14 protein-coding genes are annotated in these 10,860 nt (G+C 61.3%); 9 read left to right on the forward strand and 5 right to left on the reverse strand.

Features of this window, described 5'->3' with window-relative positions; all coding sequences use genetic code 11:
* Positions 1 to 62 precede the first annotated feature (62 nt).
* Positions 63 to 722, reverse strand: coding sequence for a glutathione S-transferase (locus DCO47_RS22420; protein WP_116658951.1), 660 nt, complete (start codon positions 720 to 722; stop codon positions 63 to 65).
* Positions 722 to 847 carry a hypothetical protein gene (locus DCO47_RS27400; protein WP_256590235.1) on the reverse strand — a complete coding sequence of 42 codons (126 nt, stop codon included), beginning with the start codon at positions 845 to 847 and terminating at the stop codon, positions 722 to 724. Before DCO47_RS27400 ends, DCO47_RS22420 begins: the two co-directional genes overlap by 1 nt.
* Between DCO47_RS27400 and DCO47_RS22425 the strand changes: the two genes are divergently transcribed.
* The 3 genes from DCO47_RS22425 (at position 846) to DCO47_RS22440 (ending at position 4,655) form a co-directional block, all read left to right on the forward strand.
* Positions 846 to 1,136 carry a hypothetical protein gene (locus tag DCO47_RS22425; protein ID WP_083353809.1) on the forward strand — a complete coding sequence of 97 codons (291 nt, stop codon included), beginning with the start codon at positions 846 to 848 and terminating at the stop codon, positions 1,134 to 1,136. The two genes, DCO47_RS27400 and DCO47_RS22425, sit on opposite strands and share 2 nt — an antisense overlap.
* A gap of 254 nt (positions 1,137 to 1,390) precedes the next feature.
* A complete protein-coding gene (locus tag DCO47_RS22435) occupies positions 1,391 to 1,636 on the forward strand; it encodes a TIGR02647 family protein (protein ID WP_003229392.1) in 246 nt (81 codons plus the stop codon).
* Positions 1,637 to 1,817: 181 nt separating this feature from the next.
* Complete coding sequence (locus DCO47_RS22440) at positions 1,818 to 4,655, forward strand: class I adenylate cyclase (RefSeq protein WP_116658952.1); 2,838 nt, start codon at positions 1,818 to 1,820, stop codon at positions 4,653 to 4,655.
* 9 nt (positions 4,656 to 4,664) lie between these two features.
* Here the strand turns inward: DCO47_RS22440 and rnk are convergent, their stop codons facing one another.
* The 3 genes from rnk to cyaY form a co-directional block, all read right to left on the reverse strand.
* A complete protein-coding gene (gene rnk / locus DCO47_RS22445) occupies positions 4,665 to 5,084 on the reverse strand; it encodes a nucleoside diphosphate kinase regulator (protein ID WP_042607112.1) in 420 nt (139 codons plus the stop codon).
* Positions 5,085 to 5,340: 256 nt separating this feature from the next.
* On the reverse strand, positions 5,341 to 5,559 hold the full coding sequence (locus DCO47_RS22450; RefSeq protein WP_080902459.1) for a DUF1289 domain-containing protein: 219 nt from the start codon (positions 5,557 to 5,559) through the stop codon (positions 5,341 to 5,343).
* A gap of 3 nt (positions 5,560 to 5,562) precedes the next feature.
* A complete protein-coding gene (gene cyaY / locus DCO47_RS22455) occupies positions 5,563 to 5,895 on the reverse strand; it encodes an iron donor protein CyaY (protein ID WP_041476930.1) in 333 nt (110 codons plus the stop codon).
* Positions 5,896 to 6,208: 313 nt separating this feature from the next.
* Here cyaY and DCO47_RS22460 point away from each other — a divergent pair, with 313 nt between their 5' ends.
* Genes DCO47_RS22460 through DCO47_RS22485 form a run of 6 tightly spaced genes read left to right on the forward strand, consistent with a single transcriptional unit; the run spans position 6,209 to position 10,815 of the window.
* A complete protein-coding gene (locus DCO47_RS22460) occupies positions 6,209 to 6,379 on the forward strand; it encodes a lipoprotein (protein ID WP_016772589.1) in 171 nt (56 codons plus the stop codon).
* 9 nt (positions 6,380 to 6,388) lie between these two features.
* Complete coding sequence (gene lysA / locus DCO47_RS22465) at positions 6,389 to 7,636, forward strand: diaminopimelate decarboxylase (RefSeq protein ID WP_065616351.1); 1,248 nt, start codon at positions 6,389 to 6,391, stop codon at positions 7,634 to 7,636.
* A 3-nt stretch (positions 7,637 to 7,639) separates the two neighbouring features.
* Positions 7,640 to 8,470, forward strand: coding sequence for a diaminopimelate epimerase (gene dapF, locus DCO47_RS22470; RefSeq protein ID WP_042607114.1), 831 nt, complete (start codon positions 7,640 to 7,642; stop codon positions 8,468 to 8,470).
* A 13-nt stretch (positions 8,471 to 8,483) separates the two neighbouring features.
* Complete coding sequence (locus DCO47_RS22475) at positions 8,484 to 9,209, forward strand: DUF484 family protein (RefSeq protein WP_042607115.1); 726 nt, start codon at positions 8,484 to 8,486, stop codon at positions 9,207 to 9,209.
* 2 nt (positions 9,210 to 9,211) lie between these two features.
* Entirely contained in the window at positions 9,212 to 10,111 is a 900-nt protein-coding gene (gene xerC / locus DCO47_RS22480; RefSeq protein WP_039757393.1) for a tyrosine recombinase XerC, read from the forward strand.
* Positions 10,108 to 10,815 (forward strand): HAD family hydrolase, encoded by a 708-nt coding sequence (locus DCO47_RS22485; RefSeq protein ID WP_116658953.1) that lies wholly within the window; start codon positions 10,108 to 10,110, stop codon positions 10,813 to 10,815. Before xerC ends, DCO47_RS22485 begins: the two co-directional genes overlap by 4 nt.
* Positions 10,816 to 10,860 lie beyond the last annotated feature (45 nt).

The raw sequence follows: 10,860 nt of genomic DNA on the forward strand, positions 1-10,860 counted from the left end.
ACCACCGATTCAATGTGGGAGCGAGCCTGCTCGCGAAGGCTTCCTTCAGAGCGCTACAAAACTCACTTCCTGGCAGCCACCATCGCCAAAAACGCCGGCATCGCTGCATCCTTGTCCGCCGCAATCCTCTGCACATGCGGATTCTGCTCAAGCCGCTCCAGCAACGCTTTCGCCTGTGGCATCTCGGCCAGCAAATCGATTCCGAACAGTTTCTGCCCAACTGCACAGGCCAGCGGCACGCTGTAGAGTAAATACAAATCGGCAATGCTCAGGCTGTCACCCGCCACATAAGGGGCGAACTTGCCGTGACGCCCCAGCGCTGCGAAGCCCAGCAGCAATTCGGAGCGGGTCTTTTCCTTGATCGCCTCCGGCAACGTCATGCCGAAAAACGCCTCGCCGTAACAGGCACGCCCCGGCAACTCGATGTACAACTCGATCTCCTTGGCAATCGCCAATACCTGCGCGCGTTCGAATGGATCGCTAGGCAGCAGCGGCGTGCCCTTCTGTGATTGTTCGAGGTATTCGAGGATGATCGCGGTTTCGTTGATGTAACCGGCGTCGACACCCAGCACCGGGACCTTGCCCCGCGGGCTGATGGCCAGTGATTGCGGGGTTTGTGTCGGGTAAAAAGTCACCTCTTCGAAGGGCAGACCTTTTTCCAGCAGCGCCAGTTTGACCATGTTGAAGTAGTTGCTGACAGCGAATCCGTAGAGCTTGAACATCACAGAACCTCCAGGCCGTGCGGGGTGGGCAGTGCCTGTTTATAGATCGCGGCGGCGTTTCCCGCCAGCAGCATCACGCCGCTGAATGCGGGTAAACTGGCGCCTTTCCCTGAGGAGCCTGCCATGAGCGAGCCGACAGATATCGTCAACGATGACGACGAAGAAGCATTCACCGAAGCGACGCTGCTCGAAGCCATCGAGAACCAGATCGAAAGCGACAACCCGCCGGCGGCCAGGGCGACGTTGAACAAGCTGACTTTGGTCGGCATGGACCGTGAGGAGATCCTCAATCTGATGGCTCACGTGCTGGCTTTCGAGATTGACGCGATGCTTGATGAAGACCGCCCGTTCGACACCGAATGGTACGAAACGGCATTGCGCAAGCTGCCAGAGCTGCCACCGGAAAAACAGTAACCCCGATCCTGTAGGAGTGAGCCTGCTCGCGATAGCGTCTTTTCAAACACATCGGTGATGACTGAAAGAACGCGATCGCGAGCAGGCTCACTCCTACAATGTTTGTTACGCCTCCATCCAGCCATCTGCCGTTACCCGACTACACTGGAATTCGCCTCAAGACAAAATCCCCTGATCTGCGCACTGGACATGCCGCACCAGCGGGTTCACCTTAGAGGCGCTGTCGTCCAATTCCTAGAAAGTCTGGAGTCCTTATGTCGCTTACCCCTGAGTTGGTTGCCGAACTGGAAGTCCTTGCACTCTTCAACCTGGACAGTTCCCAGGAAGGTCTGAAAATTCATCAGACCGCTGCCCCGAAACACATCGCTGCTGCCAAACGCCTCTTCGAAAAAGAACTCACCGACCAGCCCGATGGCGGGTATCTGACCAGCCTCGGTCGCGATGCCGCGCAAAACGTGCAGACCGTACTGACGATTCTGAGAGAGCAGGAAACCGCCTGATTTTCCCTGACTTTGCCCACGGGAACTCCTGCCACGGGATTTCCGCGGGCCCGCCCGATCGCTGTCGATAAAAATCTGCCGTCAAAAAAAAAATTCAGCTTAAACGTCCTGCCACGCAGAGGCTAAACTGCGGCCATTCCGAGACCTCCACGTCCGAGCCTGCAAGCCGGTTTGAGCTGACATGACGCGCACCCACGAAATCCGCCCCGACCTGGACGAAGGCATCGACCGCAAGGTACTCAGCCAACTGCGCGCACGTTTTCTCAAACTCAATGAAGGGCGCCTCGGCCGTGCGCTTGAAGGCTTGTCGACGCGCCAGCAAAGCGTATTGACGCTGTTGCCGCTGTTCTTCCACGTCAATCATCCTCTGCTGCCCGGCTATGTCTCGGGCAGTACGCCGGCCGGATTGTCCAATTATGAGCCAGACGCCAACGCGCTCGCTGAGGCGCAACGGCTGACCCGCTCGTTCTCCTACAAACCGCGCCACGGCAGCAATCCGCCGCGACCGATTCACGGTCTGTTCCTGATGGGCAGCCTCGGCACACTGGCCCAGGCCGATCAGAGCGATATGGACGTATGGGTCTGCCACGCGCCCGATCTTACCGACAGCGAACTCAGTGAACTGAGCAAGAAATGCCAGTTGCTCGAAACCTGGGCCGCGAGTCAGGGCGCCGAGGCGCATTTCTTCCTGATCGACCCGGCGCGGTTCGTGAAAGGCGAACGAGACTCGCAGCTGAGTTCGGAAAACTGCGGCAGCACCCAGCACTATCTGCTGCTCGACGAGTTTTACCGCACCGCGATCTGGCTGGCCGGGCGCACGCCAATCTGGTGGCTGGTGCCGGTCTATGAAGAAACGGCCTACGATGCCTACACCCATACCCTGCTGTCCAAACGCTTTATTCGCGCCGACGAGACGCTTGATCTGGGACCGATGGCGACAATTCCGCCGGGGGAATTCATCGGCGCCGGGTTGTGGCAGTTGTTCAAAGGCATCGAGTCGCCCTACAAGTCGGTGCTCAAACTGCTACTGACCGAGGTTTACGCCAGCGAACATCCGCAGGTGCAGTGCCTGAGCCTGCGCTTCAAGAAGGCCGTGTTCGCCAATCAGCTCGATCTCGATGAGCTGGACCCGTACATGGTCGTGTACCGGCGTATCGAGGAATACCTGATTGCCCGCAACGAGCCGGAACGGCTTGAGCTGGTGCGCCGTGCGCTGTACCTGAAGGTCAACCGCAAGCTCACCGGCAACAGCCGCAGCCAGGGCTGGCAACGCGCACTGCTCGAACGCCTGGCCGGCGAATGGCACTGGGATCAGCGACAACTGGCGCTGCTCGACAGTCGCAGTCAGTGGAAAGTGCGGCAGGTCAGCGCTGAGCGTCGCGCGCTGGTCAACGAACTCAATTACAGCTATCGTTTCCTGACCCAGTTCGCCCGCAGCGAACAGACCGTCAGCCTGATCAACAAGCGCGACCTCAATATCCTCGGCCGGCGCTTGTATGCGGCGTTCGAGCGCAAGGCCGACAAGGTCGAGTTCATCAATCCGGGCATCGCCCCGGACCTGGCCGAAGACACCCTGACCCTGGTGCAGTCACCGAACAAAAAGGAACCGGGGCAGACCCAGTGGGGCCTGTACAACGGCAGCCTCACGGCGCTGGAGTGGGAGCACTTCGCGCCGATCAAGCGCAGTCGCGAACTGCTTGAACTGCTGACCTGGTGCCACCGCAACGGCGTGATCGACAGCAGCACGCGTCTGGCCCTGCATCCGGGCACCAGCGACTTGAGCGAGTTCGAGCTGTTCAACCTGCTTGGCAGCCTGCAGCAGTGCATCGCCCTGCCCTTGCCCACCGTGGCCGAAGAGCCCTTGCTGCGCGCCGCTGTGCCCAGCGAAGTGCTACTGCTGATCAACGTCGGCGTCGACCCGCTCAAGCATCACCGCGATCTGAACATCCTGATGACCACCGAGCGCACCGACTCGCTGAGCTATGCCGGCGTGCGCGAGAACCTCGTGCTGACCCTTGATCAGATCACGCTCAACAGCTGGAACGAAGTGCTGGTCAATCGTTTCGACGGCCCGCACGCGCTGCTCGATTGCCTGCGCGATTACCTCAATAATCTGCCGCGCGGCCTCGTGCAGCCGTCGCTGAAGGTGCGCTGCTTCTGCCACAACCGTGCGCAATTCATTGCGCGCCGCGTCGAGGAAATCGTCGACACCGCCCAGACCCTGTTGCTCAGCGACTTGAATCACCGCTACCTGATCCAGGTGCAGCAGCACTATCACGTGCTGGAGCTGGTGCCAGGTCAGGTCAACCATGTTGCCCTCGCCACCCTGCCGGCGTTGCTCGATTATCTGGGCGAGGAACAACCGCGCTACAGCCCGCTGCACCTGGACCCGATGGCACTCGAGGATCACGATCTCGCGCTGATTCTGCCGATGGGTCAGCCGGAGTGCATTCAGGTGTTCTACCGCATCAGCGAACAGCAGGCCGAGCTGTACGTGCTGGATGAATTCAATGCCTTGTGGCAACAGCAGTTGCCGTACCACGACGAGCAGAGTCTGCTGGTGCCGTTGCAGCGCTTTGTGCAATCAATCCAGTATCGCCGTGAAGCACGGCTGCCGATGGAAGGTGGCCCCGCGGGCAGTCCCGAAACCTTGTATTACCAGCTGTCAGGCCCGGGGCGATCGCGCAGAGTCGAAACCCGGCCGGCGCCGCAGACGCCAGCCAACAAACCGTTCTACGACGTGCAGGCGATCATTGGCAAAGCCGCGCACGGCGAAGTGCAGGTCACCCTGTATTGCAATCAGCGGGAATTCAGCGAGCTGGAGCATGGCGACCAGCTGTTCAGCGTGGTCGCCCGGGAGATCGTCGAGCAGCGCCGCGAGACCGAGCGCTATCGCTGCTACATCACCGACCTCGACCTGTCGGGTCTGCTCGGTGACGGGCACAGTTCAAGCAATCTGTATCTGCGCTACAAGGCGGACCTGGAGCGCTCTTTGAACGATGCGCTCGAACAGGTTTGAGGCAGGGATTTATTCGGGAAAAGCGCCGCCGTTGACCGGTTGCGATTCCACTTCCAGCAAGGTCAGCTTCAGCGACTTGCCACCCGGAGCCGGCCAATCGATGTGCTGGCCGACCTTCAGACCCAGCAGTGCACTGCCGACCGGGGCCAGAATGGAAATCTTGCCCTCGTCGGCGTTGGCGTCCCTGGGGTAGACCAGGGTCAGGTGGTAATCCTTGCCACTGCCTTCTTCGCGGCAATGCACACGGGAATTCATGGTCACGACATCGGCGGGCACTTCATCGTGGCCGACCACGGTATCGGCGCGGTCCAGCTCGGTTTGCAGCGCAATCACGCCCGGCGCAGCCTGGTCTTTGTCGCTCAGGCTGTCGATGAGGCGTTCCAGACGTTGCACGTCCAGACGGGTAAGGGTGATGGAAGGTGCGGTCATGATCCAGGCAGACTCCTTTCTTCTGCACAAAAAAAGCAAAACCCCGCCAAAAAAGACGGGGTTTTCACCGTGCCTCGGTGGTTTGAGGCGTCCGCGGACACTATCACAGCTCAAAAAATATACAAGTCACGCCCTTTTTGCCTGGGTGAAAACCTGTGGCGAGGGAGCTTGCTCCCGCTCGGCTGCGCAGCTGTCGCAAGAGTTTGGGGCCGCTTCGCGACCCAGCGGGAGCAAGCTCCCGCGCCACAGGTTCGTATCAGGCTCGAGTGCGGCGCTCTGCGGCTTGCGCGCATATCACGCGCCGCCGCTGATCATCCGCCGAGCGCCATTCGCGGATGTCTTCGACGTGGCGCGCGCAGCCGAGACAGACTTTCTGTTCGTCCAGTCGACAGACGCCTGTGCACGGCGAAGGCACCGCCGGACTGACGTTGCTGTAAAGCGGTTTCGGCGGGCGAACAGGCGCTGCATCAGTCACGAATCACAGACCTTCGAAATCGAATTCAGCGCCAGCCTGCTGCTTGACGAGGCGCTGAAGCATTTCGCCGAGCTGCTCTTCGCTCTTGTCACACATCCAGCGCTCGCTTTCTTCGTCGTAGTCGAAGTGGAAGCCCCCGGACACCGCCGCCAGCCACAGCTGTCGCAAGGGTTCCTGGCGGCTGAAAATCAGCTGGCTGCCGTTTTCGAATTTGACCGTCAGCACGCCGGCCGAGCTTTCCAGATCGATGTCCAGATCGCTTTCGTCAAATATGTCTTCCAGTTTTTCCTGGGTTTCATCGACCAGATCGTGGAAACGGGCTTCGGACAAACTCATTGCGGCAACCTCAAAAATGTCTGATCAGGCTCAAGCGCCGAAAGATACGGACGCTGCCGGCCGATTGCAAAGTTTAACGACCAAGCACCTGTCGCCCATTCAACACCGCCCCTGTGGGAGCGAGCCTGCTCGCGAAAGCGGTGTGTCAGGCAACGAACGTATCGAATGTTACAACCTCTTCGCGAGCAGGCTCGCGCCCACAGGGATGATGCGCTTCTCAGGAGCCCCGCCGGACGGGAACCCCCTCGCATAGGCAAGCTGCCGGGTGGCCGGTATACTCCGGCGCAATTAACGCATTTTCAAGGATTTCGCCATGAAGCGCCTGATCTCTTCCCTTGCTGCGCTCGTCGCGGTTGCCTGCCTGGTATCGGCCTGTGGTCAGAAAGGCCCGCTGTACCTGCCTGACGACGATCAGGACCCGGCCGAACAAGCCCAGTCTTCGCAAAAGCAGCCATCCAAGGCTCACAAGCACGACGTTTACTAAGGGATCGCCATGGACGCTTTTAACTACCGTGGCGGGGAGCTGTTCGCGGAAGGTGTGGCGCTGTCCGCCATCGCCGACCGCTTCGGCACGCCCACTTACGTTTACTCGCGCGCACACATCCAAGCGCAATATCTGGCCTACGCCGATGCGCTGGCTGGCATGCCGCATCTGGTCTGCTTCGCGGTCAAAGCCAACTCCAACCTCGGTGTCCTGAATGTCCTGGCCCGTCTCGGCGCCGGTTTCGACATCGTTTCCCGTGGCGAGCTGGAACGCGTACTCGCCGCTGGCGGCAGCGCCGACAAGATCGTCTTTTCCGGCGTCGGCAAGACCCGTGACGACATGCGTCGTGCCCTCGAAGTCGGGGTGCACTGCTTCAACGTCGAATCCACCGACGAGCTCGAGCGTCTTCAGCTGGTCGCAGCCGAGCTGGGTGTTCGCGCCCCGGTTTCGTTGCGGGTGAACCCGGACGTCGATGCCGGCACCCACCCGTACATTTCCACCGGTCTCAAAGAGAACAAGTTCGGCATCGCCATTGCCGACGCCGAAGACGTGTACGTGCGCGCCGCGCATCTGCCGAACCTGGAAGTGGTCGGTGTCGACTGCCACATCGGTTCGCAACTGACCACCCTGCCGCCGTTCATCGACGCCCTGGATCGCCTGCTGGATCTGGTCGATCGCTTGGGCGATTGCGGCATTCATCTGCGCCACATCGATCTCGGTGGCGGCCTGGGCGTGCGTTATCGTGATGAAGAGCCGCCGCTGGCTGCCGACTACATCAAAGCCGTACGCGAGCGTCTGAACGGGCGTGATCTGGCGCTGGTGTTCGAGCCGGGCCGCTTCATCGTCGCCAATGGCGGCATGCTGCTGACCCAGGTCGAGTACCTCAAGCATACCGAGCACAAGGATTTCGCCATCGTCGACGCGGCGATGAACGACCTGATCCGTCCGGCGCTGTACCAGGCGTGGATGGACGTCACGGCGGTGAAACCGCGCGACAGCGCTGCACGCAAGTACGACATCGTCGGCCCGATCTGCGAAACCGGCGACTTCCTCGCCAAGGACCGTGAACTGGCGCTGGAAGAAGGCGACTTGCTGGCGGTGCATTCGGCCGGTGCCTACGGTTTCGTCATGAGCTCCAACTACAACACCCGCGGCCGTGCCGCTGAAGTGCTGGTGGATGGTGATCAGGTTTTTGAAGTGCGTCGCCGCGAAACCGTGGCCGAGCTGTTTGCCGGCGAAAGCCTGCTGCCGGAGTAACCGATGCTGCTGCGTTTTACCAAAATGCACGGCCTGGGCAACGACTTCATGGTCCTCGACCTGGTCAGCCAGCACGCGCACATTCAGCCCAAACACGCCAAGCAATGGGGCGACCGCCACACCGGTATCGGTTTCGACCAGTTGCTGATCGTCGAAGCGCCGAGCAACCCGGACGTGGACTTTCGCTACCGGATCTTCAACTCCGACGGTTCGGAAGTGGAGCAATGCGGCAACGGTGCGCGCTGCTTCGCGCGCTTCGTGCTCGACAAGCGTCTGACCGCCAAGCGGCAGATCCGCGTCGAGACAAAGGGCGGGATCATCGAACTGGACGTACGTAACGACGGCCAGATCGGCGTGAACATGGGCGCGCCGCGCCTGGTGCCGGCGGACATTCCATTCCAGGCGCCAGCCCAGGCCAGCAGCTATCAGCTGGACGTCGATGGCACCACGGTCGAACTGGCCGCTGTGTCGATGGGCAATCCCCATGCGGTCATTCGCGTGGATGACATCAACAGCGCGCCGGTGCATGAACTGGGGCCGAAGGTCGAACACCATCCGCGCTTCCCGGCGCGGGTCAATGTCGGTTTCCTTCAGGTCATCGACCGCCACCGCGCGCAACTGCGCGTGTGGGAGCGCGGCGCCGGGGAAACCCAGGCCTGTGGCACCGGCGCCTGTGCGGCGGCGGTGGCGGCTATCAGTCAGGGGTGGATGGATTCGCCGCTGTTGATCGACCTGCCCGGCGGGCGTCTGTCCATCGAGTGGGCCGGCCCGGGCGAACCGGTATTGATGACCGGTCCGGCAGTGCGTGTCTACGAAGGACAAGTGCGTCTTTGAGCGAGCAGAAATCATGACCGACAAGCCCCAGGTACCCGCCCGACCAGCCGACGAATCAGCGTCCGAGAGCCTTGAGGCAGCCGCGGTTGCCGCCTACCTTGAGGCTCACCCGGACTTCTTCGTCGAGCACGAAGAGCTGCTGCCGTCACTGCGCATTCCGCACCGACGTGGCGACACCGTGTCGCTGGTCGAGCGGCAGATGACAATCCTGCGCGACCGCAACATCGAAATGCGCCATCGCCTTTCACATCTGATGGACGTGGCTCGTGACAACGATCGCCTGTTCGAAAAGACCCGGCGCCTGATCCTCGCGCTGATGGACGCGTCGACTCTGGAAGACGTGGTGATCAGTGTGGAAGACAGCCTGCGTCAGGATTTCCAGGTGCCCTTTGTCAGCCTGATCCTGCTCGGCGACAACCCGGCCCCGGTCGGCCGCTGGGTAACCCACGCCGATGCGCAAACCGCGATCGGCGGTCTGCTCACCGAAGGCAAAAGCGTCAGCGGCAGCCTGCGTGAACATGAGCTGGATTTCCTCTTCGGCGAAGAACAGCGCCAGCAGATCGGCTCGACCGCCGTGGTTGCCGTCAGCCATCAGGGCATCCACGGCATCCTGGCCATCGCCAGCCGTGATCCGCAGCACTACAAGAGTTCGGTCGGCACCCTGTTCCTCAGCTACATCGCCGAGGTCATGGGCCGCGTGCTGCCACGGGTCAACAGCTCGCTGCGCTCGGTACGCTGAGCATGGAACGACAACTGGACGCTTACTGCGAACATCTGCGCAGTGAGCGACAGGTGTCGCCGCACACCCTGTCGGCTTATCGCCGCGACCTCGATAAAGTCCTCGGCTGGTGCATCAAGCAGAACATCGGCAGCTGGGCTGCGCTGGACATCCAGCGCCTGCGCAGCCTGATCGCCCGCTTGCATGCGCAAGGCCAGTCCTCGCGCAGCCTCGCCCGCCTGCTCTCGGCAGTGCGTGGGCTCTATCACTATCTGAATCGCGAAGGCTTGTGCGACCACGACCCGGCCACCGGCCTGGCGCCGCCGAAAGGCGAACGGCGCCTGCCGAAAACCCTCGACACTGATCGCGCCCTGCAACTGCTGGAAGGTGCGGTTGAGGACGATTTTCTTGCCCGGCGCGATCAGGCGATTCTGGAGCTGTTCTATTCATCGGGCCTGCGCCTGTCCGAGCTGACCGGACTCAATCTCGATCAGCTCGACCTCGCCGACGGCATGGTTCAGGTGCTGGGCAAGGGCAGCAAGACCCGTCTGCTGCCTGTAGGTAAGAAGGCCCGTGAAGCCCTCGAACAATGGCTGCCGCTACGCGCCATGACCAATCCTGCCGACGATGCGGTTTTTGTCAGCCAGCAAGGGCGACGCCTTGGCCCGCGTGCAATTCAGGTGCGGGTCAAACTCGCTGGCGAGCGCGAACTGGGGCAGAACCTGCATCCGCACATGCTCAGGCACTCGTTCGCCAGCCATTTGCTGGAGTCTTCCCAGGACCTGCGGGCGGTGCAGGAATTGCTCGGTCACTCCGATATCAAGACCACGCAGATCTACACCCATTTGGACTTCCAGCACCTGGCGGCGGTCTACGACAGCGCCCATCCCCGGGCCAAACGCATGAAAGGCGATGATTCATGAGCATTCAGTTGATCACCTTCGACCTCGACGACACCCTGTGGGACACCGCTCCGGTGATTGCCAGCGCCGAAACCGTGTTGCGCGAATGGCTGAGCGAACATGCGTCGAATCTGGGCGCGGTACCGGTGGAGCATTTGTGGTCGATTCGCGAGCGAGTACTGGCGGGCGAGCCGGGGCTCAAGCACCGCATCAGTGCGTTGCGCAGGCGCGTGTTGTTTCATGCTCTGGAAGAAGCCGGGTATGGCCACGGCGAAGCATCGGATCTGGCCGACAAGGCTTTCGAAGTGTTTTTGCATGCGCGGCATCAGATCGAAGTGTTCCCGGAAGTCGAGCCGCTGCTGGAGCTGCTCGCCAATCAATATGCCCTCGGCGTCGTCACCAATGGCAACGCCGATGTACGCCGGTTGGGGCTGGCGGACTACTTCAAGTTCGCCTTGTGCGCCGAAGACATCGGCATCGCCAAGCCGGATGCACGGCTGTTTCATGAAGCCCTGCAACGCGGGGGCGTGAGTGCCGAAGCAGCGGTGCATGTCGGCGATCATCCCGGCGATGACATCGCCGGGGCGCAGCAGGCGGGCTTGCGCGCGGTGTGGTTCAACCCGACGGGCAAGGTCTGGGAAGCGGAGCGCTTGCCGGATGCAGAGATCCGCAGCCTCACGGAATTGCCAGCGGTAATCGCCCGCTGGAATGCTCCCTCGAAATGACAAAGATCCCCTGTAGGAGTGAGCCTGCTCGCGATAGCGGAGTGT

This window comes from Pseudomonas sp. NDM, from assembly GCF_003105095.1.
GTDB classification, from domain to species: Bacteria; Pseudomonadota; Gammaproteobacteria; order Pseudomonadales; family Pseudomonadaceae; genus Aquipseudomonas; species Aquipseudomonas moraviensis_A.

Bases quoted from the DNA above. Each gene is read 5' to 3' on its own strand.
- DCO47_RS22420 (WP_116658951.1), bottom strand. From the start codon at position 722: ATGTTCAAGCTCTACGGATTCGCTGTCAGCAACTACTTCAACATGGTC.
- DCO47_RS22425 (WP_083353809.1), top strand. From the start codon at position 846: ATGAGCGAGCCGACAGATATCGTCAACGATGACGACGAAGAAGCATTC.
- DCO47_RS27400 (WP_256590235.1), bottom strand. From the start codon at position 847: ATGGCAGGCTCCTCAGGGAAAGGCGCCAGTTTACCCGCATTCAGCGGC.
- DCO47_RS22435 (WP_003229392.1), top strand. From the start codon at position 1,391: ATGTCGCTTACCCCTGAGTTGGTTGCCGAACTGGAAGTCCTTGCACTC.
- DCO47_RS22440 (WP_116658952.1), top strand. From the start codon at position 1,818: ATGACGCGCACCCACGAAATCCGCCCCGACCTGGACGAAGGCATCGAC.
- rnk (WP_042607112.1), bottom strand. From the start codon at position 5,084: ATGACCGCACCTTCCATCACCCTTACCCGTCTGGACGTGCAACGTCTG.
- cyaY (WP_041476930.1), bottom strand. From the start codon at position 5,895: ATGAGTTTGTCCGAAGCCCGTTTCCACGATCTGGTCGATGAAACCCAG.
- DCO47_RS22460 (WP_016772589.1), top strand. From the start codon at position 6,209: ATGAAGCGCCTGATCTCTTCCCTTGCTGCGCTCGTCGCGGTTGCCTGC.
- lysA (WP_065616351.1), top strand. From the start codon at position 6,389: ATGGACGCTTTTAACTACCGTGGCGGGGAGCTGTTCGCGGAAGGTGTG.
- dapF (WP_042607114.1), top strand. From the start codon at position 7,640: ATGCTGCTGCGTTTTACCAAAATGCACGGCCTGGGCAACGACTTCATG.
- DCO47_RS22475 (WP_042607115.1), top strand. From the start codon at position 8,484: ATGACCGACAAGCCCCAGGTACCCGCCCGACCAGCCGACGAATCAGCG.
- xerC (WP_039757393.1), top strand. From the start codon at position 9,212: ATGGAACGACAACTGGACGCTTACTGCGAACATCTGCGCAGTGAGCGA.
- DCO47_RS22485 (WP_116658953.1), top strand. From the start codon at position 10,108: ATGAGCATTCAGTTGATCACCTTCGACCTCGACGACACCCTGTGGGAC.